Raw genomic sequence first — 22292 nt, forward strand, 5'->3', positions numbered from 1 at the left:
ACATGGCCACAACACCCACTGACAGCCAAAACCCATGGCTGGAACTGCGCCGCCTGACCCCGGCGCGTATTGCTCTGGGCCGCACCGGCACCAGCCTGCCGACCCAGGCGCAACTGGACTTTCAATTCGCTCACGCCCAGGCGCGGGACGCGGTGCACTTGCCGTTCGATCATGCGGGGCTGAGCGACCAATTTGCTGAGCTGGGCCGTGACAGCCTGCTGGTGCACAGCGCCGCCAGTGATCGCCACAGCTACCTGCAGCGGCCCGATCTGGGGCGAAAGCTCAATGACGCCTCGGCGCAGCAGCTGCGCGACTACGCGCAGGCCAACACAGGCGGCTTCGACGTCGCGCTGGTGGTGGCCGATGGGTTGTCGGCGCTGGCGGTGCATCGCCATACCGTACCGTTTTTGACCCGCATGCAAGAGCACTTCACCACTGAAGGCTGGAGCGTCTCGCCGGTCGTGTTGGTGGAGCAAGGGCGAGTGGCGGTCGCCGATGAGATCGGTGAACTGCTGGGCGCCAAAATGGTGGTGATGCTAATCGGTGAACGCCCGGGCCTCAGCTCGCCGGACAGTCTGGGGCTGTACTTCACCTACGGGCCGAAGGTTGGTTTGACCGACGCTTATCGCAACTGCATCTCTAACGTGCGGCTTGAAGGGTTGAGCTACGGGATGGCCGCTCATCGGCTGGCGTACCTGATGCGCGAAGCCTGTCGGCGCCAGTTGTCGGGAGTCAACCTAAAGGACGAAGCGCAAGTTCAGACCCTGGACGTGACCGCGCCCAACGAGAACTTCCTGCTAAAAGACGCGTAATCACGTGACAATCCTGCTGTAGGAGCGGCCGAAGGCTGCGATCTTTTGCCCCATAAAAATCAAAAGATCGCGAGACAAGCTCGCTCCTACAGATTGATTCGATAAGAATTAATACACGCTTGGCTACAAACTCAAGCAGCACAATTCGCATCAATCCGTATAATCCCCCCCAAACCGAAATGTACGAAAAAACTACATTCGCTGTAGTTAACTACCTACCCCTCGCACAGACCTGCTGAGCCGGGTCATCAACACAGGTGCCTTACATGGATTTCAACCCTATCGACATTATCCTGCACCTCGATGTGTACCTGGACATGCTGGTAAGAAACTACGGCGTATGGATCTACGCCATCCTGTTTCTGGTGATCTTTTGTGAAACCGGTCTGGTTGTCATGCCGTTCCTGCCGGGTGATTCGTTGCTTTTCATCGCTGGCGCGGTCGCCGCGGGCGGGGGTATGGACCCTGTGTTGCTGGGCGCACTGCTGATGCTGGCCGCGATATTGGGGGACAGTACCAACTACATCATTGGACGAACGGCAGGCGAACGCTTGTTCAGTAATCCGGACTCAAAAATTTTCCGTCGCGACTACCTGCAAAAAACCCATGATTTCTACGAGCGTCATGGCGGTAAAACCGTGACCATGGCGCGCTTCCTGCCGATCTTCCGTACCTTCGCGCCGTTCGTGGCCGGTGTGGCGCGCATGTTCTACCCGCGCTTCTTCATGTTCAGCGTGTTCGGGACCATCCTGTGGGTCGGCGGTCTGGTCACCCTGGGTTACTTCTTCGGCAACGTACCGTTCATCAAGACCAACCTGTCGTTGCTGGTGGTGGGCATCATCGTGCTGTCGCTGGTACCCATGATCATCGGTGTGATTCGCAGCCGCCTGGGTCGTAGCCCTTCTAAAGCGTGATGGAGAACGCCTATGTGGTCGCTGAGTGAATGGAGACGCCAGCGGATTCTGGCGCAACACCCGGTGGCGGAGGATGTCTGGCATGACGTCCGCCAACACCTGAGTATTCTCGACGGGCTGGACGACGCGCAGGACAAGTGGCTGCGCGAAAGCAGCGTGGTGTTCCTCAAGCAAAAGCACCTGACGCCCATGCCCGGCGTCGAACTCACCGAAGAAGGCCAACTGCGGCTGGCCGCCCAAGCCCAGTTGCCGCTGCTCAATCTCGGTGATCTGGACTGGTATCAGGGCTTTCATGAGATCGTCCTGTACCCCGACGACTTCATCAGCCCCCAGCGTCATCGCGACCCTAGCGGTGTCGAGCACGTCTGGGAAGGCCATCACAGCGGTGAAGCCTGGCAACACGGGGCGGTAATTCTAGCCTGGCCGGGCGTACTGGCCAGCGGGCATTGGGAAGCCTACAACCTGGTGATCCACGAACTGGCGCATAAGCTCGACATGCTTAACGGCGCCGCCAACGGCATGCCGCCGCTGCACAGCAACATGCAGGTCAGTGACTGGACCAAAGACATGCAGCAAGCCTTCGACCACCTCAATCACTACCTGGACCACCACAACCCGGACCACGCGCCCATCGACCCGTACGCCGCTGAAAACCCGGCCGAGTTTTTTGCGGTCACCAGCGAGTACTTCTTCAGCGCACCCGACCTGCTGTACCACGTGTATCCGCTGGTCTATAAGCAGCTCAGCCTGTTTTATCGGCAGGACACCCTGGCCCGGTTACGCACGCTACAGAGTGAACACCCTGATTACCGTGCACATCACTGATACCGCCAGACGTGACGTGGTTGCAGGAATACGCCTATAATCGCCGCCACTTTTTGGCCACATCGGCCAAGCAAACTGGCCTACACACGGGGGCACCGCCCAATGAGCTACAGCAAGATTCCGGCTGGCAAAGACCTGCCGAATGACATCTACGTCGCCATCGAGATTCCGGCTAACCACGCGCCGATCAAATATGAAATCGACAAAGACAGCGATTGCCTGTTCGTTGACCGCTTCATGGCGACCCCGATGTTCTACCCAGCCAACTACGGCTTCATTCCGAACACTCTGGCTGACGACGGTGACCCGCTCGACGTTCTGGTGGTAACCCCTTACCCAGTGGCTCCAGGTTCGGTTATCCGTGCTCGTCCAGTCGGCATCCTGCACATGACTGACGATGGCGGCGGCGACGCCAAAGTACTGGCCGTACCTCACGACAAGCTGTCCCAGCTGTACGTTGACGTGAAAGAGTACACCGACCTGCCACCACTGCTGATCCAGCAGATCCAGCACTTCTTCGAGAACTACAAAGACCTCGAAAAAGGCAAGTGGGTGAAGATCGAAGGCTGGGGTGACGCAGAAGCCGCCCGCGCCGAGATCACCAAATCGGTTGCTGCCTACAAAGGCTAAGTGCCCATCGGCTGGCGTACCTGGCCTGTCTGAAGCACTCAAAACCCCGGCTCGCCGGGGTTTTTTTTGGCCTAAATAAACACGAATAAACGCATCCTGTTCATGCCTGTGGAATAAGAGCAGGATGGGGGTGAGAAATATCTTTTTAACTCTAAGAAGAGTCTTTTTCTCTCTGTTTTTTTTGAACGTATAGTTTATTTAAACGAGGCTACCTTCTCCGTAAAATCCGCTGTCATGAATACATCCGGCGATCGCCTCAGAACTCTCCTGCGGGAGTGTCATTTATCCGCTTCGGACTTCGCCGCCAACCGCCGCGTTACGCCGCAGCACGTCAACAATTGGTTCAAGCGTGGAATACCCATGGCCCGGCTGGACGAAATCGCTGAGCTATTGTGCGTAAACAGCCGATGGCTGCGCACGGGCGAAGGCATCAAACACCCAGGCACCCCAATAATCAGCCAGGCTGCGCTCAAGTCATGTCCGGATTTGACCACTCCCCCTGGCAGCACCCTGAACACTAGCAGCGACGTCGACGTTGATGTCCCGTTCTACAACGAAGTCCTGAGCAACAGTGGCTCCAGACCCACCCGTGTCGCACACATCCCCAACCATCAAGTGCGACTCAATACGACCATCTTGCAGGCCAGGGATGTCAGCCCTGAAGAGGCCATAAGCGCACCGATGATCGGCAACAGCATGGCGCCACGTATCGAAGACGGCTCAACCCTCGCCATCGACAGCAGCCTGACCCACATCGTCGACGGCGAAATCTATGCCCTTGAGCACGACGGCATGCTGCGCATCCGATACGTCTATCGCCAGCCCAACCAGGGAGTGCGATTGCGCAGCCACAACCACGAAGAGTACCCGGACGAACTCTACGATGCGGCGCAAATACAGGAACAACGCATACGCATACTGGGCTGGGTATTCTGGTGGTCCACCCTGAACAAACGCCGCCCGCCCGAGCCCTACAAACTGGCGGAATAGAGCCTCATTGAGTCAAAGGGCCAAGCTGAAAAAGGAATTTTCGCTGGGAAATGCAAGCGATTCCCAGTATGCTGCGCCCCACTCACGCAACCCCTTGCCCAGGCAAGCCGGATTGCAGGGCACGCAGCAAAAAACTGCCACGCCCCCACCAGACGCAACGTCTTGGTGCTCCCGATTTGAAGGCGAGTACGGTTTGCCAAAAACAAACCAAACCCGCCCCCGAGAAGCCGGCCACAAGCCGGCTTTTTAATTGTCCGAAATAACCCTGTACCGTCCGAAAGTCCTGCCAATACCCTGTCTATTACGGACCTTTAAAGCACTCGCTGTCCAATGCCATTTGACCTCAGCCGACGATGAAGTGGGGGGACAGGTGGGGGGACAAGCGGACGACAGGGGAATCAAATGGGTAAGCTGAATCCGAAACAAGTTGAAAACCTGACCGAACCCGGCACCTATGAGGATGGCGCCCCCACCCAAGCAATGGATTGGTATGCCCTTCAAAGCATGTGGCTTAGAGCGAAGCTGCCTCAGCAGGGCTTGGTCGCCCCCCCTATACAACAATTCAACCAACAAGTCCCATCAGCTCGACGATTAGCTATCGCACGCCTAACCGAGTAAATCGAATCACCACCCCGAAAAAATTCATACCACACGCCAAGGCAATAGTCAACCGAATTCTTGCAACCCACAGCCAGCATAGCCATAACGCAATCCTTGCGCTGACCAGAAAGCGCGCGACCAAAAGTACTGTAAATATACACAGATCGTCCTTGCCTATGCCTTCCTCGTTCCCTAGAATCGACTACAAACTTGAACTGGTGATTGTCACCAGTCTGGCCAAGACTCAAAAAAAATGCGAACCCCAAAAAATAAATTTAGTCAAGCTCAATTCTCTGGACATGAGACCTTCCCACTACGCCAGATGTGGCTAAAAAAAGCATTTGACCAAGTGGTTTGGCACGACGACGGAGCTATTTCCCCGGTCCGCAAGGGGAAGGTCTCCAAAGCCACGTTCACAGATGAAAACGCCATTGCAATATTCGGCGTAGGAAAAAACATGGTCAGTTCGATTCGACACTGGGCGCTAGCATGCGACGTTCTGTGTGAATCTGAAGCTGATCCTAGTAGTTTTGAAGTTCCTGAAATAGCAGTAGACATTTTTCATGATGATGGATTAGATCCATACGCTGAAAACCCTTCAACTGCGTGGTACGCCCATTGGTGCCTTGCTGGTCAAGGCGCTCGCTCAACCACTTGGCGATGGTTATTTAATCACGTAACGATGCCAACATTCACACGTCAAGAGCTAGAAGCACCTCTAGAAGACTTCGCGCGTAAACTTACCCCAAATAAGCGCATCTCTCCCTCCACTCTCGCGCGTGATCTAGAAACCTGTCTCCGCAGCTACGCCCCGCGTCTCGCAGGCGGCTCCCCCGAGGACTTTGCAGAGCCATTGCTTGGTGAATTAGGACTGTTGCAAGAGGTGCACAAAGGCCAATACGCATTTCGCAGAGGACCCAAAACGTCACTGCATAACGGACTGTTTGCTTACGCCCTGCTCACTTTTTGGGAAACTGCTGCAGAAGGCCTAAGCTCCATGGCGTTCGAAACTATCGCCTATGCAGAGGGATCACCTGGCCGAGTGTTCAAGCTGGACGAAGACTCAGTAGCCGAGCGATTGATAGCCTTAAGTGACCTCACTGACGGGTATTTGGCATGGACCGATACCGCAGGCCTGCGCCAGGTACACAAACAATCTGGCGACTCAGCTGAGTGGCGCCGCGAACTAATTCGAAAAGCATATGACTGACGAACGCACACAACTCTCTGAAAGAGTGCGGATATCCCGCCACTACCAACGCTCAATTCGCTTAGATGCCGACCTTGGCCGCGAGGATGCGCTAGCTGGCTATATATGCCACACCACAGCGACCACTATTCTGCGAAGCATGTCCAAGCAACTGGCGGAAACGAATCAACGCTCATTTACTTGGACTGGCCCATTCGGAGGCGGAAAATCCTCTCTGGCAGTCACCCTAGCAAGCGCACTCCATCACGATAGCGCCATACGAGAGCGAGCGAGAGAAGCCCTAAAAGTCGAGGTAATACCCCACTTTGACCGGGCATTCGCTGCAAGCGAAGGCTGGCTTATTGTCCCCTTAGTAGGCAAGCGCTCTAGCGTAGTTTTCGAGCTGAATGCTGCACTTCGTAAAGCTAAAGGGAAAAGCGTCGACAACCGTAAAATCTCCGCATCTAGCCTCATCAACGATTTGGTACAAACTGCTGAAGATCGGTCGCAAGACGGAGTTATGGTCATCCTGGATGAAATGGGCAAATTTCTCGAAGCTTCGGCTTTGGGGAATGGCGATGATGTTTACTTCTTTCAAGAGCTTGCCGAAGCCGCCGCGAGATCCAACGGAAAATTGGTGATCATAGGCGTACTACACCAGTCCTTCGCTCAATACGGCGCACGCCTTGGTAACGACACTCGTGATGAATGGGCAAAAGTTCAAGGTCGCTATGTAGATCTACCGTTCGTCGCTGCTAGCGACGAAGTTGTCGAACTCATTGGACGCGCTATCGAGTCAGATTATCGTCCCGAGTGGGTGCGGAAAGCATCGGCTGCTATCGCCGACTCTATCCGGTTACGCCGACCAGCAGTGGGAAGCATCTTCGCCGAATCCCTAGCAAACTGCTGGCCCCTCCATCCTGCAATGGCAGCATTGCTCGGCCCCATATCCAAACGACAATTCGGGCAAAACGAACGCAGCACATTTGGGTTCCTGGCCTCTGTAGAGCCGTATGGCTTCAATTCATACTTAAAAGCCACACCTCTTCAGTCCGCAACCTGGTATCGCCCCGACGACTATTGGGACTACCTTCGCTCGAATCTAGAGCCTGCAATCCTTGCATCTCCCGATGGACACCGCTGGTCACAAGCAGTGGAAGCAGTCGAGCGAACAGAAGCGAAAACCAGTAATACGTTACTTGTGGCGCTGATCAAGAACATCGCGATTATTGATTTATTCCGCAACGGATCTGGACTAGCAGCTGACATGCCTGTCCTACAAGCAATCTTCTTTCAGACTCCAACTGCAGAGGTCGAGAAGGCTCTTGAGGAGCTTTCGCGCATGCGCGTAGCTCTCTTTAAAAAGCACATTGGTGCTTGGTCAGTATTCGAAGGTAGCGATTTCGACATCGACTCAGCCATTACACAAACCCTCGCCTCTTCTCCAGGTGTCGACTACAACCACCTAGCTCACTTGATGGGCTTGCATCCAGTAGTAGCCAAGCGACACTATCATGAGACAGGCTCAATGCGCTGGATGAATATTTCTCTGAGCCGATTAGAAGAAACTGAGCGTCTGGCTAAGAAATATGTCCCAAGCAAAGGTGAGTTTGGACTTCTTGCTCTGGTTTTACCTGGTAGCAATGTAAGTCAAAAAACAGCATTGCGTCGAGCCCAAGAATGCTCTCAGCGCCAACCTTGGCCTTTTCTTGTTGGAGTCCCACGGAACTATGCGAGGATCGAAACGCTCGGCGCAGAGCTTGTTGCACTAGAAGCGGTTAAAGATCGTCACGAACTGCAGGGTGATGCAGTAGCCCGCCGCGAAGTCCATGCCCGCTTAGCCTCTGTAAGAGCGAACTTGACGGAGCAACTCCAAGCAGCCACTACAAACGCCCAATGGTTCGATGGTAGCGATGACCCTATTGACTTAGGAACACGCCTCTCACCCATTGCTTCTGATCTAGCTGACGAGCTCTATCCAAGCTCACCACTGGTCTGGAGTGAACTTGCTAATCGCGACAATCTCTCGAGTAATAGCGTTAAGGCACGCCGTGATTTAATGCATCTCATGCTTGATCACGAAGCCTCCGAAAACTTCAACATTGAAGGCTTTCCCGCTGAGCGAGGACTTTACGAAACCGTGCTTAGAAGCACAGACTTGCACCGTCAAGACACCGATGGACACTGGCGCTTCCTTCCACCTGAAGAAAACGATGATGCTCGAATTAGCAAATTATGGAGCACAACTAGAGCGCTCTTTAGTGACTCCTCAGTGCGCGTCAAAGCATCCGACATCTCAGATCTTTGGAGCAAACCGCCATTCGGTATGAAAGCCGGCATAAAACCTATCATTTTTACTGCATTCCTACTCGCTCACAAATCGAATGTTGCAGTTTACAAAGATGGGGTATTTATTCCTCGCCTAACCGACGCGGATATCGATGAATACCTTCAAGATGCGGGTCGCTTTTCGCTTCGCTGGGTCATTATCGACGAAGAAAAAACATATATTCTGAAAGGCATTGCAGAAGTCCTTGCCGATGTAGGGCAAAGCGCGAGCGCTCGCGACCCACTAGAAGCGGCCCGCGGCCTAGTTGCATTAGTATTTAACCTTCCAATCTGGACGCAACGCACACATCAGGTGAGCGAAAAAGCACGAGCCATTCGTGACACTTTACTCAAAGCGAAGGACCCACATAAAGTTCTGTTTGTTGATTTGGTTGCTCTGCTAAATACTGATGACGGCAAAGCTTACGTCAAAGCTCTTCGCAGTCCAATAATCGAGCTAGCTGGCGCTTATGAGACTATGCTTCGTCGCGCAGGAGCTTCTATGCTTGAAGCACTTGATGCTCCTGGAGATAAGCTTGAACGTCTACGCGCCCGTGCTGAGGCAGTCTCGGGAATAACCGGAGATCTTCGCCAAGATTCTTTTGCCACCCGACTGGCAAAGTATGACGGGACGATCGAAAGTATAGAAGGAATTTTGAGCCTTGCGGCCAACAAACCACCTCGCGATTGGATAGATCGTGACATCGACTCGGCAATGCTTGAAATATCGAAAGTCGCTCTTCGCTTTCGACAAGCCGAAGCCTTCGTGTCAGTAAAGGGACGACAGCCCAACAGCGAAGCATTCGCGGTTGTAATTGGGTCCGGATCAGAAACCAAAGTAATTTCTCGCTCCTTCGCGATTACTGACCGGCATCGTAAAGCTGTAGAATCCAAAGCGGAGGAAATTGCTAGTCAGTTACGCGAGCAAGGACTTGAAACCGAAGTACTACTCGCAATTTTAGCTAAAGCAGGTATGCAACTAGCTGCTGAAGAGGAAGAAAGTCATGGGTGAGCGCCACGTACTCGGGTTATCCGGAGGAAAGGACAGTGCAGCTTTAGCCGTATATATGCGCCAAACTCACCCAGAACTGGACATAGAGTATTTTTTTACAGACACAGGTAAAGAGCTACCTGAGGTCTACGAGTTTCTGGGCCGGCTCGAAGGTTATTTGGGACGACCTATAGAACGTCTTAATCCACGTCGCGACTTTGATTTCTGGCTGCGCGAGTACAATCATTTTCTTCCTTCGCCCCAGACACGCTGGTGCACACGGATGCTGAAACTCAAGCCATTCGAACAATGGATAAAACCGATGCTTGCCTCGGGAGACAAAGTGACATCCTACGTCGCTATTCGCGCCGATGAGGAATATCGCGAGGGATATTCATCTAAACAAAATAACCTGATCGTCACGCTACCATTTCGCGAAGCGGGAATCGATAAAGCAGGTGTAATGGACATCCTAGAATCTTCAGGTGTGGGCTACCCAAAATATTACGAATGGCGCTCGCGCAGCGGATGCACCTTCTGCTTCTTCCAACAAAAAATTGAATGGGTCCACCTCAAGGAGCGCCATCCTGAAGCCTTCGAAGAAGCAAAGGCCTTGGAAAAGGACGCGCTGGAGCACGGATCTCCTTTTACGTGGTCTGCAGGCGAGTCTCTGGTAGATTTAGAAAAGCCAGAGAGAGTAGCGCAAATTACGGCAGACTTTGAACTTCGCAAAGCACGCACCCGCGCAAACACCCCAATCAACCCATTGCGCCCGATAGACGTCGTAAATATTGATGATATCTACGGAGAAGACGAGGGCGGGGGCTCTTGTTTGATTTGCCACAAATAAGCATCGTTACTTAGTTTTTTCAGCATATAACACCTCATCGGGAAGGCCTGATGAGGTGTCTATTTTCAGCCTGCTACTCTTCTCTTATCTACTCCACTTCTTCGGCGTCAGCATCGTCAGAAGAGCCATCTCCGCCTCCAGGCGCTGGATCAAACATTAGGATAGGTAAGGTTACCTTCTTCCTTACAACACCATTAAGAAACTCTTGATAGCTTGCCTTGGCCTTATCACGAATGGCTGCACGAGCATCGTCTGCAAGATCAACATCAGCAATGCGATGCTCATCGCAATACTCTGCGACCTGACGTCGCATCAAAGACTGCGCAACTGCTTGACGACAGTGATCCCGATCTTGATCAACGAGCCCCTTAACCCCCTCATCCGTCGACCTCCAAAGCTCCAATATCAAATACCGATACTTAGGCCACTCAGCGGGCTGCAATTCTCCAGGAAGCACAACTTTTCGAAATGTAGGACCACCTAAAACAAGCTTTACACTTTCCTCATCGACGCTCAATTCGCCCTCAAAAACCCTAATCAGCGACTTAAGATCTTCGAGCGTTTTTGGACATAAAAACGAATTTAGCGCATCAATGTACTCTGTCAGCAACTCAGGAGTAGATTTATCTATGCTACCGAAAACACGCTCAATCGCTTCTACATAGGTGCATACGACTGATGTTTGAAAAGCGACTGTCGAAAAAACATTCTCGTACAAGCGATCGATGGCATCACGCAACGGCTTCACGACTTCCCCGTCAATGATTACCTTCTTCTCGACTTTGGGTGTCAGACTGTTTAGAAAGAAGAGTGCGCGACTCACTTTCATTTCCTCAACACGCGCCTTCCGGCTACTCATGACAGCATTGACGCGCTCTAAGGCCTCCCGAATTTCAGGGGTGTCCCAATTTAGCTCGTTATCTCCCACACGGCGCGCCAACCCTTCTCGGAAAGCGTCAAATGTTCGAACAGTAGCTTGGCCGTCGAAAAGCATCTTCTCCAGTTCTGCATCACGTTTTTCAACTAGCGCATGGTTGAGCTTAATGGTTGCCCGAGCAAATGCATCGAATGGATGCACTGCGGAAAGGAAACTGTCAATTATCGGGGTGTATAACTCCGACCATCTCTTACGGACAATATCTTTTATCTCGTCCGAGTAGTTGGATTTATTATTGATCTCCCTCTGTTCCTGAGTGAGTTCATCTTTGAGACCTAGGCGCTCATAGGCCAAATCAAGCTTCTTTTTGGGAGCCCCTACCTTACCTCGACTTTCAATGCCGTGAGCGTGGTAGCCCATGAGAAGATGGTCAGTTAGATGATAAAGATGACTTACACCGGTAAAAGCAACATCGCTTGCAATTTTTACACGATCTCGCTCTTGGTCGAGTTCGACATTCCAAATACGAAGAGCAGTGGCATCTTTTACGTCTAATCCCTTTATGTGAGAAAGCGTCGCGCGGAGGCACTCTGCTACGATATCCTGGTCGTTCAGAAGCTTGTTACGTGAGTCCGAAACACTCTTAGCCGTCTTATTCAGAGTCAAAAACACTCGACGAGCGGCACGCACTACGTCCATGTCTATATCATCACTTAACGAGCCATCCAACTCGGGAAAAGTGCAAATGAGCACTGGTAGCTGAAGTGAACTGAGGTCATAAGATCTGATTTCTTTGTCAGGCCAAACTTTGTAGTAGCGTTCATACGGGCTACGCGTAGCCTCTGCCCATCCACCTGTAAGATTGCGATAGAGTGCCAGTAGGGCCATCGCGCGATGTTGCCCATCAACTATGGCGAGAGTGCAGTTATCACGCGCAAGACGCAGCTGTGCACCCTCGGACAAGGGCGTGTCGCCACGTAGATTTTGGAAAAATTGAAACTGCTCCTCTCCCTTGGCTCCAGCAGTTATGCGTTGCTCCTTGATACCCTGGTGATCTTTAGAGTCTTCACACGTTCGTTCCACCTTACGGTAGTACTGTGCAGGAACTCGGCTGTTAGGTTTTAGCGGCAAGGCCACAGCCACGATTGGAGGGAAGAGCTTGATGAGACCAGAAGTAGACGTATCAAGCAGGTAAGGAATAAGCTCCAACGAAACTCGCGAGTCTTCAATATCTCGCTGCATAATTTCGTCAAAATCAAGTTGCTTCAAATCAAAGACTTCACGCACAGGAGCAAGCATGCTTAGCAGCTTTGCCTGACCTTGCTTTTCTGACAAGGTGACGTGAGTCAAGAGGTATCGAACCTCTACTCCGGCGCTCCTGCCATCTTCCGTGCTCACCCGAAACGTACCGATGGTTCCATCAAGGTGCACATCAAGCGCACTTGTACCTCCACTGATAAGCGTTGCCATGTCAGTTCCTTCCAAAGATCGGATAGTTGATTCGATTGAGAATATTTTCTAGGTCGTTGTGCTCGCCGGTGTCCACTCTCACCTCGGAAATGTGAACAAAAAGGTTCGTGGGATCAAAATTTCGAGCAACCACCTGATTGGCAAAACCTGCTTCTGCGACGATATCCCTACTTCCACCACCGTGAAGGTCTCTCAACTCAACAATCTTGTTGCGATGCTGCTTCAGGCGGGAGCGCAAATTCTTGGCCATACCGATATATAGCGGCGCAGTAAACCAAGGAGCAACATTTTTTAGTACGTCAGCAATGACGCGAAAGCGATCGGGGTCTGCTGCAAGCCGCTCAATCAACGAGTCCGACTTAGATGGTTCATGCACCACCTCACCAAAGAACTTCGGCTTAAGCTGTCCCCGCATCGTTACCTGATAAGGTGTTTCTTGGTAAGGACCAAAAATGAATGTGTTCAATGCAGCTTCAACCGCTGCACGGGCCTGGGCGTCTCCCTCTAGCTGAGCCGCAGTTACCTTCTTGATAACAGCCTCAATATCAGCTTTAGAAATTACAAGCTTGGAGTACCAAGCGTAAACACCTGGTACCTCTGGAGCTTGATCTATCTCTGACCAAGCAAAGGCTTGTCCAGCTTCTATCCTCATTTACACACCTATTGTTGGGCGGATCGGTGGAGGTATCCACGCCTAATGGCTGCAGCACCTGCCCTCGATATTGAGAAACGACCGGGTCCTAATTTCCATCCAGCGCTAGATGCGACTCAACCCCCTGCACCTATAAAGGTGGGCATCAGGGTAATCGATCTTGATCGAGGTGACCATGAAGTAATCCTCCATCCAGCCCTGCCGTTCGCACGATTGACTGACACCCTGAATTTGCCCCCTATATACTGGACACCAACCCTCAGCTAAATTGATGCCTCTGCAAACGAAGCCCTGTGCCGCACCGTTACCGTGTAGGCTGTGCACCGTGGTGCTCTGTATGTGACACCATATCGATTTTCAACACTCCCTAGCTTCAAATCGCGGGCATTCACAGCGATATCCGGTCGGGCTGACGACCCAGTCGATGTCCGATAAACTCGTTTCGCCGAACAGCCAATCGCGAGCGCCCCATACCAAAATAACCAGGTTCGCTAGCCACTCCCGGCAACAAGGGTAAGAGCACAATCTATTTTCGCGAGCGGTCAATCTCCACGGTATCTTTCAGAGCTTTCGCCTCCATAGTTTCCTACTCAATCCGTTGCAGCTCGCGGATATGTCTGAGCATTGTTTTCCGCTCGGGCACCGACACCTACTCACGGAGGGTGCATGCAGGATCAAACTGGGGGGACAAATGGGGGGATAGAACATGAAAAATATTATAATATCGTTTAAAATCAATAGCTTAATCACACAACAAAACCGGCCACAAGCCGGCTTTTTAATTGTCCGAAATAATCCTGTACCGTCCGAAAGTCCTGCCAATACCCTGTCTATTACGGGCCTTTAAAGCACTCGCTTTCCAATGCCATTTGACCTCAGCCGACGATGATCAGCACGCTGAGCTGCATCGTCTGCAAGCCGAACTCAAGCGCCCCCCTAAGAGCGAGGCATCTTCCAAAGGCCGCCGCGTACTTTGCCAAGCAATACGGTTACAGTCCGGCTTTATCAAGCAGCATGCGTGCGATTATTAGACTCGACGGATTTGCCTATCGCTGAAAGTCCATCCCTGAGGTTATTACGCCTGGCTGTCTGAACCGCAATCTTCTCGCGCCAAAGAAGCCCAGCGACTGCTGGGTTTGATCAAGCATTCCTGACTGGAGAGCGGCGATGTTTATGGCTATCGCAACGTCCACGAAGATCTGCGCGAAGCCGGTGAGGATTGTGGTCGGCATCGTATGGAGAGGCTGATGCGCCTTGAAGGTTTGCGCTCTCAGACAGGGTATCGACGCCGCCGAGGCAAATACGGCCGTAAGCCAGAAGTCGCCTCACCAATTTACTGAAGCGCCCCAGCTTCTGAAACGGTAACGGATCAAGCGGAAAACTTACACCACTCGGGAAGATGCTAGTAGCGATGTGTTCGATCACATCGAGATGTTCTAAAACGCAAAACGCCACCATGGTTTCAACAATCAGCTGTCAACGGTAGAGTTCGGGCAGCGTTACGCAATGAACTTACAACGTTATTACAGAATCCTGGACAACTCACTCTCTGGGTCGCAAATGCCCATCCTCTCCAACCGGAACTTGAATGCATACTTCACAGCTGCTGCCACCTGCCTCTAGACCTGTGGCCATTTTAGGTTCCGGGCATGCCCTACCCGAGCGAATTGTCACCAGCGCCGAACTGGACACCACGCTAGGTCTGGTGGAGGGCAGTGTGGCGCTTATCAGCGGTGTGGTCCAACGACATGTCGCCAGCTGCACCGAAACCGCCGCCAGCCTCGGCGCCATTGCGGCGCGCCACGCTTTACGCGCGGCAGGCCTTGAACTGGATCAGATCGACCTGGTCGTCTGCGCCAGCGGCACCATGGACCAAGGCATGCCGTGCAACGCCGCCTTGCTGCACCGCGAACTGGGACTAGGTCACTCCGGTATTCCTGCCATGGATATCAACGCCAGTTGCCTGGGCTTCATCACGGCCGTCGACACTCTGTCGTGGCCGCTGATTGCCGGGCGCTACCAGCGCATTCTGCTGGTCTGTTCGGATATCGCTTCGTGCGGGCTGGACTGGCAAGATGTGGAGGTCTGCGGAATTTTCGGCGACGGCGCGGCCGCCGTGGTGCTGGGCGCCAGCGATGGCGGGCCAAAGATACTTGCCTCCAGCCTCAAGACATTTTCCGATGGCGCGCACCTGTGCCAGATACCTGCCGGTGGCTCGCGCTTTCACCCGCGCCGTATCGACACCGCGTTCGAACCGCTGACCAGCTTTTCGATGCACGGCAAAAGCGTCTTCCGCCTTGCAGCCAAGCATCTGCCCACGCTAATGGATGAGCTGTTGTGCCAGGCCGGGCTGACGCAGACACAGATCGATTGGGTCATCCCCCATCAGGCGAGCCAGCAGGCGATGCAACATGCGACCAAGCGACTGGGCTTGCGACGGGAAAAGGTTGTCGACATCTTTGCCCGACACGGCAATCAGGTCGCCGCTTCGCTACCCACTGCACTGGACATCGCCATCCGCGACCAGCGCATCCAGCGCGGGCAACGGCTAATGCTGATCGGCACCGGCGCGGGTCTGTCGCTTGGCGGCATGGTCCTGGAGTACTGATGAGGATTCTAGTCACCGGCGGCACCGGGTTCATTGGCCGGCACATTGTCTGGCGACTGGCGGCCAAAGGCTTCGAGGTGCAGTTCAGCGGCCGCAACGCCGTGGCGGCAGCCGAGGTTATTCGCCACAGCCCGGCCTCTGTGCGCTGGATCTCGCTGGAACACGGTACGCCTGCGGCCACCTCTACGCTGATCAACGCTACGCGAGGTTGCACCGCCATTGTCCATTGCGCGGCACTGTCCTCACCGTGGGGGACGCCGCAGGCATTCGCCCAGGCCAACCTGGACTCCATCGACGAAGTGCTCCAGGCCTACCACGCCAACACGGTGAAACGCTTGGTGCACCTGTCGACACCAAGCCTGTACTTCGCCTTCCGCGATCGTCTCGGCATCCGCGAAGACGAACCACTGCCAGCACCGGTCAACGAGTACGCCCGTAGCAAGGCGCTGGCCGAAACACGGGTGCATGCGGCCGGGCTCTGCGAAGCGGTGATCCTGCGTCCGCGCGCGGTGTTTGGCCCGTGGGATGGGACGCTGATGCCACGCCTGCTGCGCGTCATGCGGCGTGGACCGATCCCGCTAATGCGCGGCGGCCGGGCGCAACTTGACCTGACCTGCATCGACAATCTAGTGCACGCGGTGGAGTTGAGCCTGACCCAACCGCTGCCGCGAGCCGTTTGCACCTACAACATCAGCAACGGCACGCCGCTGGCTTTCGAAGACTTACTGCACCGCATCGCCGAGCAATTCCGTCTGAAACTGCACACGCGGCGCGTGCCGTGGCCGCTGGTGGACGCGGTTGCACGGGCGCTGGAAACCAGCGCTCGTCTGCGTGGCGGCGATGAGCCTTTGCTGACCCGCTATGGCGTGGGCGTGCTAGCGTTTAGCCAAACACTTGATCTCAGCGCCATCAGTAACGAACTGGGCTACCGCCCCGTGATAACACAAGACGAAGGCATTCGCCTGCACGCGCAGTGGTGGCTCGCCCAACAAGGAGCGCAAGCATGAGCCGGACAGTCAGCCTCAACGTGTTGCGCGCCGGTTGGTGCCTGCATCTGGAATGCATGGCCGATCATGGCGGGCGATGGGCACCTACACGTTTTCCGGCTCTGTGTGGCCTCGTTCGCCATCCCGATGCAGGGTGGGTGCTGTACGACACCGGCTACTCCGAACACTTTTTTAAAGCGACCCAGGCGCTGCCCGAACGCCTCTATCGCAGCGCGGTGCCGGTGCAACTGCCGGTGCAGGAACAACTGCTCACCCAATTGAAGGCCTTCGCAATTGCTCCGAACGACATTCGCACGGTGATCATTTCGCACTTCCACAGCGATCACATCGCCGGGCTACGAGACTTCCCCCAGGCTTCGTTCATTGCCCTGGACGCCGACCGTCGACACATCGAAAGCCTGCGCGGCCACCGCTGGCGCGCCACCCTCGGTGGTCATTTGCCCGCGTTGCTGCCGGACGATTTTAGCGCTCGCCTGACACTGGCCGACGCCTGCAAAAGCACCGCACTGCCGGAGTGGATGGCGCCCTTTAGCCAAGGCCTCGACTTGCTCGGTGACGGTAGCCTGATCGGCGTGCCGCTGCCGGGGCACAGCGAGGGCCAGCTCGGTTTGTTCATCCCGGATGCTCAGGGTCGCCCGGTGTTTCTGGTAGCGGACGCCTGCTGGTCGGCTCCAGCTTGCCGCGCCGAGCGCCTGCCCGCTCCACCTGCGTTATGGTTGGCCAGCCACGATGCCAAACAGTACCGCCAGACCTACAGCGACCTGGGCACGCTGATCCGCCGTGAGCCGGCCGTGGCGGTGTTGCCGTCCCATTGCACGCAGGCCTGGGAGACGTTCAGCAATGAGAAGTGAACGGTTAATCGGTGCGTTGCGCAGCGCACTCAGCTTTATCCACAGCCGCTACCGGCTGCGGTTCACCCGTCGCGAAAAACTGGAAGCCTGGCAGGCCAAACAGTTGAAGCACTTCCTGCAACGCGTCTTGCCCAAGGCCCGACGCTTCAAAGACCTGAGCGCCACCGATCTCACCGACTTGCCGCTGATGGACAAAGCGACCTTGATGGACGACTTCGCCGGATTCAACACACGTGGCCTGAGCCTTGAACAGGTGTTGCCAGTAGCGCGTCAGGCAGAAAATTCCCGCGACTTCAGCACGACGCTGGGCGATATCACCGTTGGGCTGTCGAGCGGCACCTCGGGTAATCAAGGTGTGTTTCTGGTCAGCACGCTGGAGCGCCAACGCTGGGCCGGCATCTTGCTGGCGCGCACCTTGCCCAGCCATTTGCTGCCACGCTTGCTGTGCCCTTGGCGCGCACCGCTGCGGATCGCGTTTTTTCTGCGTGCCAACAGCCGCCTCTACACCACCCTGTCCAGTCGCCGGATCGACTTCGCCTTTCACGACCTGACCCTTGGCCTGGATGTGTCGCTTGAGCGTCTCAATACACAGAGGCCCGATGTGCTGGTGGCCCCGGCCACCGTACTGCGCGGCCTCGCCCAAGCGGCGCTGGCCGGGCGCCTGACAATACGCCCCACGCATATCCTGTCGGTGGCCGAAGTGCTCGAAAACGCTGACGCCGATGCTGTCAATACAGCGTTCGACGTCGCACCGCAGCAGATTTATCAGGCCAGTGAAGGCTTCCTCGGCTACACCTGCGAGCAAGGCACCCTGCACCTGAACGAAAGCCATCTGCACATCGAGCCAGACTGGCTGGACGCCGGGCACACACGGTTTCAGCCGATCATCACTGACTTCTCCCGGAGCACGCAGATGATCGTGCGCTACCGCCTCAACGATATCCTGCGGGTTGCCGAAACGCCTTGCGCCTGCGGGCGGGTCGAACGAGCGATTGCAGAGGTCGAGGGCCGCGCCGATGACGTTCTCTGGCTGCCTGACCTGGCCGGGCGTCAGTTGCGGGCGCTCTATCCCGACGTGTTGCGCCGCGCCTTGCTGATGCACGGCGCCTCATTGCAGGAATATGAAATCCACCAGCAAGGCCTTCACTGGCAGATCAACCTGCGCACCGCTGACGACCACACCAACCTGTGCGCGGCCCTCAGCGCCAGCGTCCATGCGCTGTGTGCCCAACAGGGCCTGCGACCTCCGGCGCTGAGCTTCGGCCATTGGCAGGCGCCGCCGCTACACACCAAGCGCCGACGCCTGAAACTCCTTCAATTGCCCGAGGGTCTGCCATGCACGTACTGATTCTCGGTGCACGTGCGCCTGCCTGCCTGGAATGGGCGCGAGCCTTTGACGAAGCCGGATGGGCCGTCAGCGTCGGCGATTCGCTGAGCCAGCCGCTCAGCCGTTTCAGCCGCTCGGCGCAGCACTACGTGCGCTTGCCCGAGCCACGACAGGACCCAGCGGCCTGGGTCGAAGCCCTCGCGACGGTGATAGAAACCCAACACATCGACCTGCTGCTGCCAACCTGCGAAGAAGTGTTTTACCTGGCCCACGGCCGGGAACGCCTGGCACCGTTGTGTCGGGTGCTGACCAGCGACTTTGCGCTGTTGCACCGCGTGCATCACAAGGGCCACTTTGCGGCCATGACCGATGGCTGGACCCTGGCCGCTCCCGAAACCCGTGAGCTAACGGATCGTCAGGCATTGCTAGCACTCGCCGACGAAACCGCGCTGTGGGTGTTCAAACCAGCGTACTCGCGCTTCGCCTCGCAGACTTTGATTCGCCCGTCGGCCCAACAGATGAACAACGTGCATCCCACTCCCGTCGCGCCGTGGGTGGCGCAGCGATTTATCGAAGGGCGGGAGCTTTGCAGTTTCAGCGTGCTGATCGACGGCGAACTTCGCGCCCACAGCTGCTATCACCCGCGCTACCGAGTGGGCCGTGGTTCGGGGATCTACTTCCAACCGAGCGCGCCGGAGTCGGTACACAGGTTCCTCGAACAGTTTGGCCGCGAAACAGGCTACACCGGCCAGGTGGGTTTCGACTTTATTGAGGACCACGACGGCCGCTTCCATGTGCTGGAGTGCAACCCACGAGCCACCAGCGGCGTGCATCTGTTCGACAACCAGCGCCAGCAGTTGGTGAGTAGCTTGAACGACAAACCCGAGTTTTTGCTTAAACCGACCATGGAACCGCGCATGATCGCGTTGGCGATGCTTTTGCTGGCGGCGCCGCAACGCGCCTTTAGCGCTCCGTTCTGGCGAGACTACGCCAGCGCCCGCGATGTAATCGTCCAGAAAGGCGACTTCTGGCCGCTGGTCGCGCAGGTGTTGAGCCTGGGAGAAATCATCGCCCGGGCTGCGTCCCGGCGCTGCGGATTGCTGGCCGCGTCCACCGCGGACATCGAGTGGAACGGCCAACCGTTAAGCGAGCGCACACCATGAAGCTGCTGCTCGCAGAGCAACTTCTCAGCGAACCTGCCACCCCCAATGACAGCCTCGCCCGGCGCTATGTTCGCACCTGCGCCGGCGAGGCCTTGATCGGCAATGTCAGCGCCCGCATGGCGCTGCTCGACACCGGCGCGCAGCAGTTTCCAGTCAGCATTACCGAAGGCAACGAACCAGACGACAACTGCTATGTGGTGTCGCCCCAAACAACCTACAGCGGTTATGCCCGCGAAGAGCTCAAGCGCCTCGGTCGGCCATGGCTGACCTGGCCACTTAAGCTACTGACCCAAGGCATTGAACGCCTGCTGAGCGCGGCCAAGGTCGACAAACTGGTGCAGATCAACAACTGGCTGCTGTCGACCAACCTTTACCCAGCTGACTGGAACGTCGCCGAACTGCCAGCGATCACCGCGCTGATGCGGCAAACCTTTCCCGACCACGGGATTGGCTTTCGCTCGCTCAATGACTTCAGCAACCGGGAATTGCGCCAATGCCTGGAAGCCCTCGGCTACCTGAGCATCCCCAGCCGCCAGGTCTATCTGTTCGACGGTCGGGCCGGGGCGCAGGCGCCGTTTCTCAAACACCACAACTCTCGGCTGGACGCCACACTGTTGCGGCGCAGCCCGTATGACGTAGTGCCGGGCACAGCGCTGAGCGACACCGACTTCCAGCGCATCGAACACCTCTACAACCTGCTTTATCTGAACAAGTACTGCACACTGAACCCGCACTACAGCGCCCAATGGATGCAACGCGGCCAACACGAAGGCTGGCTCGAATTGCGTGCATTACGCAGCCCTGAAGGGCGTATCGACGGCGTGCTGGGCTGGTTCGCACATTCGGAGATCATCAGCACCCCGATAGTCGGTTATGACACTGCATTACCACAGCAGGCCGGGCTCTATCGGCAACTGACCCGCCTATGCCTGCAAGAAGCCGTCGAGCGCCGCCAAGTGCTTAATTTCAGCTCCGGCGCCGCCGAGTTTAAACGCTTGCGCGGCGGGCAGCCGCAGATCGAATACAGCCTGATCCACGTCGCTCATTTGTCCTGGGGCCGACGGCTGGTATGGACGGTGCTAAGCCGCCTGCTGCATGGCATCGCCGTGCCCATGATGAGGAAGCTCAAACTGTGAATCCGCTTGATCACTGGTGGCCAGTGGCACTCAGCCACGAACTGCTAAACACACCGTTGGCGTGCCAAGTGCACGACATGCCACTGGTACTGTTCCGCGCCAGCGAGGGCCGCCCTGCCGCACTGCCGGATCGCTGCCCGCACCGCTTCGCGCCATTAAGCGCGGGCCAGGTCCGCGACGGGCAGATCGAGTGCCCTTATCACGGCTGGAGGTTTGCCGCCGACGGGCGTTGCACCCGCGTGCCCGGCACCGACTTGGCGCCGTGCAGCAAGCCGCTGCTCGACAGTCTGCCCAGTTGCGAAGCCCATGGGCTGGTATGGGTCAGCCTGAACACCGAGAGCCCGTTGGCGCCGCCCGTTGCACCCGCCGAACACCGGCACAAACTCGATACGTTCTGGATCACCGATCAAGTGCAGTGTTCGATGCAAGACGCGGCGGAGAATTTCCTCGACGGCTTCCACACCCATTTCGTCCACTCCGGCTGGATCCGTCATGACAAAAAACGACAGAAAATCAGTGCCTGGGTTCGCCCGCTCGTCGATGGAGTCGAAGCCCAGTACAGTGAAGAAGGCAAACAGTCAGGGCTGATTTCACAACTGCTCGAAGGTGAGCGCGGCACCAGCATGGGACGTTTCCGCCTTCCGGGCCTGGCGGAAATAGAGTATCTCGACCGCAAGGGCGACCTCAATCTGCTAGTCAGCGCCTGGCTAACGCCTTCTGCTGACGGCCAGCTACGCTTGTTTGCACGGATCGCCACAGCGCGTGGCTGGATTCCTGCGATGCTCAAGCGCTGCGTATTACGCAAGTTGTTCCGGCAAATACTGCGCCAGGATCAACAGATCCTGGAACAAGTCAGCACCAATCATAGGCGCTTCCAGACAATGCCAGCCAACCCGCTGGACGGCCCGCAGGACCTGCTCGGGCCGAGTATTCGGCAATTGCTCGAGCACGGCCAGCCGCAGGCTTTTGAAGCACGTCAGATCGACATCTGGCTCTAAAAGGCAAGCGAGTTAAAATTAAATAGAACTAGAAGATCCATCCTGTATGGTTAGCGCTTTGTGAAAATTGGTTT

The 22292-nt window shown here is 55.8% G+C and carries 17 protein-coding genes and 1 pseudogene; 16 read left to right on the forward strand and 2 right to left on the reverse strand.

What is annotated here, in order from left to right:
• Positions 1 to 2: 2 nt before the first annotated feature.
• The 8 genes from eutC (at position 3) to NTD86_RS12495 (ending at position 10129) form a co-directional block, all read left to right on the forward strand.
• The gene (eutC, locus tag NTD86_RS12460; RefSeq protein WP_262202580.1) at positions 3 to 812 is read left to right on the forward strand and encodes an ethanolamine ammonia-lyase subunit EutC; all 810 of its coding nucleotides are present in this window, start codon (positions 3 to 5) and stop codon (positions 810 to 812) included.
• 266 nt (positions 813 to 1078) lie between these two features.
• The gene (locus tag NTD86_RS12465; RefSeq protein ID WP_262202582.1) at positions 1079 to 1726 is read left to right on the forward strand and encodes a DedA family protein; all 648 of its coding nucleotides are present in this window, start codon (positions 1079 to 1081) and stop codon (positions 1724 to 1726) included.
• A gap of 12 nt (positions 1727 to 1738) precedes the next feature.
• Complete coding sequence (locus tag NTD86_RS12470) at positions 1739 to 2551, forward strand: zinc-dependent peptidase (protein WP_262202583.1); 813 nt, start codon at positions 1739 to 1741, stop codon at positions 2549 to 2551.
• 102 nt (positions 2552 to 2653) lie between these two features.
• Positions 2654 to 3181, forward strand: coding sequence for an inorganic diphosphatase (gene ppa / locus NTD86_RS12475; RefSeq protein WP_262202584.1), 528 nt, complete (start codon positions 2654 to 2656; stop codon positions 3179 to 3181).
• A gap of 234 nt (positions 3182 to 3415) precedes the next feature.
• Positions 3416 to 4171, forward strand: coding sequence for a helix-turn-helix transcriptional regulator (locus NTD86_RS12480; RefSeq protein WP_262202586.1), 756 nt, complete (start codon positions 3416 to 3418; stop codon positions 4169 to 4171).
• Between the two features lie 853 nt (positions 4172 to 5024).
• The gene (locus NTD86_RS12485) at positions 5025 to 5981 is read left to right on the forward strand and encodes a DUF4007 family protein (protein ID WP_262202588.1); all 957 of its coding nucleotides are present in this window, start codon (positions 5025 to 5027) and stop codon (positions 5979 to 5981) included.
• A complete protein-coding gene (locus tag NTD86_RS12490) occupies positions 5974 to 9300 on the forward strand; it encodes an ATP-binding protein (protein ID WP_262202589.1) in 3327 nt (1108 codons plus the stop codon). Before NTD86_RS12485 ends, NTD86_RS12490 begins: the two co-directional genes overlap by 8 nt.
• Positions 9293 to 10129 carry a phosphoadenosine phosphosulfate reductase family protein gene (locus NTD86_RS12495; protein ID WP_262202591.1) on the forward strand — a complete coding sequence of 279 codons (837 nt, stop codon included), beginning with the start codon at positions 9293 to 9295 and terminating at the stop codon, positions 10127 to 10129. The genes NTD86_RS12490 and NTD86_RS12495 overlap by 8 nt, the downstream gene beginning before the upstream one ends.
• Positions 10130 to 10217: 88 nt before the next feature.
• On the opposite strand, the gene NTD86_RS12500 is transcribed toward NTD86_RS12495, so the two are convergent.
• A complete protein-coding gene (locus NTD86_RS12500; RefSeq protein ID WP_262202592.1) occupies positions 10218 to 12476 on the reverse strand; it encodes a DNA sulfur modification protein DndB in 2259 nt (752 codons plus the stop codon).
• A gap of 1 nt (position 12477) precedes the next feature.
• Positions 12478 to 13128 carry a GIY-YIG nuclease family protein gene (locus NTD86_RS12505; protein WP_262202593.1) on the reverse strand — a complete coding sequence of 217 codons (651 nt, stop codon included), beginning with the start codon at positions 13126 to 13128 and terminating at the stop codon, positions 12478 to 12480.
• 881 nt (positions 13129 to 14009) lie between these two features.
• Between NTD86_RS12505 and NTD86_RS12510 the strand changes: the two are divergent.
• From NTD86_RS12510 to NTD86_RS12545, 8 genes and pseudogenes are all read left to right on the forward strand, one after another.
• A pseudogene (locus NTD86_RS12510) lies at positions 14010 to 14652 on the forward strand (IS3 family transposase); the annotation flags it as partial.
• 64 nt (positions 14653 to 14716) lie between these two features.
• Entirely contained in the window at positions 14717 to 15736 is a 1020-nt protein-coding gene (locus tag NTD86_RS12515) for a beta-ketoacyl-ACP synthase III (RefSeq protein WP_262202594.1), read from the forward strand.
• Positions 15736 to 16743: an NAD-dependent epimerase/dehydratase family protein gene (locus tag NTD86_RS12520; RefSeq protein WP_262202596.1), complete on the forward strand. Its 1008-nt coding sequence runs from the start codon at positions 15736 to 15738 to the stop codon at positions 16741 to 16743. The genes NTD86_RS12515 and NTD86_RS12520 overlap by 1 nt, the downstream gene beginning before the upstream one ends.
• Entirely contained in the window at positions 16740 to 17594 is an 855-nt protein-coding gene (locus NTD86_RS12525; RefSeq protein WP_262202598.1) for an MBL fold metallo-hydrolase, read from the forward strand. Before NTD86_RS12520 ends, NTD86_RS12525 begins: the two co-directional genes overlap by 4 nt.
• On the forward strand, positions 17584 to 18942 hold the full coding sequence (locus NTD86_RS12530) for a F390 synthetase-related protein (protein WP_262202600.1): 1359 nt from the start codon (positions 17584 to 17586) through the stop codon (positions 18940 to 18942). The genes NTD86_RS12525 and NTD86_RS12530 overlap by 11 nt, the downstream gene beginning before the upstream one ends.
• Positions 18930 to 20084: an ATP-grasp domain-containing protein gene (locus tag NTD86_RS12535; RefSeq protein ID WP_262202601.1), complete on the forward strand. Its 1155-nt coding sequence runs from the start codon at positions 18930 to 18932 to the stop codon at positions 20082 to 20084. Before NTD86_RS12530 ends, NTD86_RS12535 begins: the two co-directional genes overlap by 13 nt.
• Positions 20081 to 21220, forward strand: a complete 1140-nt coding sequence (locus NTD86_RS12540; RefSeq protein ID WP_262202603.1) for a hypothetical protein — start codon at positions 20081 to 20083, stop codon at positions 21218 to 21220. The genes NTD86_RS12535 and NTD86_RS12540 overlap by 4 nt, the downstream gene beginning before the upstream one ends.
• The gene (locus NTD86_RS12545; RefSeq protein ID WP_262202605.1) at positions 21217 to 22218 is read left to right on the forward strand and encodes a Rieske 2Fe-2S domain-containing protein; all 1002 of its coding nucleotides are present in this window, start codon (positions 21217 to 21219) and stop codon (positions 22216 to 22218) included. The genes NTD86_RS12540 and NTD86_RS12545 overlap by 4 nt, the downstream gene beginning before the upstream one ends.
• Positions 22219 to 22292 lie beyond the last annotated feature (74 nt).

The sequence above is a fragment of the Pseudomonas sp. 7P_10.2_Bac1 genome (assembly GCF_025465935.1).
Taxonomy (GTDB): Bacteria; Pseudomonadota; Gammaproteobacteria; order Pseudomonadales; family Pseudomonadaceae; genus Aquipseudomonas.

Excerpts from the sequence above, each read along its gene's own strand:
- eutC (WP_262202580.1), top strand. The coding sequence starts at position 3 with ATGGCCACAACACCCACTGACAGCCAAAACCCATGGCTGGAACTGCGC.
- NTD86_RS12465 (WP_262202582.1), top strand. The coding sequence starts at position 1,079 with ATGGATTTCAACCCTATCGACATTATCCTGCACCTCGATGTGTACCTG.
- NTD86_RS12470 (WP_262202583.1), top strand. The coding sequence starts at position 1,739 with ATGTGGTCGCTGAGTGAATGGAGACGCCAGCGGATTCTGGCGCAACAC.
- ppa (WP_262202584.1), top strand. The coding sequence starts at position 2,654 with ATGAGCTACAGCAAGATTCCGGCTGGCAAAGACCTGCCGAATGACATC.
- NTD86_RS12480 (WP_262202586.1), top strand. The coding sequence starts at position 3,416 with ATGAATACATCCGGCGATCGCCTCAGAACTCTCCTGCGGGAGTGTCAT.
- NTD86_RS12485 (WP_262202588.1), top strand. The coding sequence starts at position 5,025 with ATGCGAACCCCAAAAAATAAATTTAGTCAAGCTCAATTCTCTGGACAT.
- NTD86_RS12490 (WP_262202589.1), top strand. The coding sequence starts at position 5,974 with ATGACTGACGAACGCACACAACTCTCTGAAAGAGTGCGGATATCCCGC.
- NTD86_RS12495 (WP_262202591.1), top strand. The coding sequence starts at position 9,293 with ATGGGTGAGCGCCACGTACTCGGGTTATCCGGAGGAAAGGACAGTGCA.
- NTD86_RS12500 (WP_262202592.1), bottom strand. The coding sequence starts at position 12,476 with ATGGCAACGCTTATCAGTGGAGGTACAAGTGCGCTTGATGTGCACCTT.
- NTD86_RS12505 (WP_262202593.1), bottom strand. The coding sequence starts at position 13,128 with ATGAGGATAGAAGCTGGACAAGCCTTTGCTTGGTCAGAGATAGATCAA.
- NTD86_RS12515 (WP_262202594.1), top strand. The coding sequence starts at position 14,717 with ATGCATACTTCACAGCTGCTGCCACCTGCCTCTAGACCTGTGGCCATT.
- NTD86_RS12520 (WP_262202596.1), top strand. The coding sequence starts at position 15,736 with ATGAGGATTCTAGTCACCGGCGGCACCGGGTTCATTGGCCGGCACATT.
- NTD86_RS12525 (WP_262202598.1), top strand. The coding sequence starts at position 16,740 with ATGAGCCGGACAGTCAGCCTCAACGTGTTGCGCGCCGGTTGGTGCCTG.
- NTD86_RS12530 (WP_262202600.1), top strand. The coding sequence starts at position 17,584 with ATGAGAAGTGAACGGTTAATCGGTGCGTTGCGCAGCGCACTCAGCTTT.
- NTD86_RS12535 (WP_262202601.1), top strand. The coding sequence starts at position 18,930 with ATGCACGTACTGATTCTCGGTGCACGTGCGCCTGCCTGCCTGGAATGG.
- NTD86_RS12540 (WP_262202603.1), top strand. The coding sequence starts at position 20,081 with ATGAAGCTGCTGCTCGCAGAGCAACTTCTCAGCGAACCTGCCACCCCC.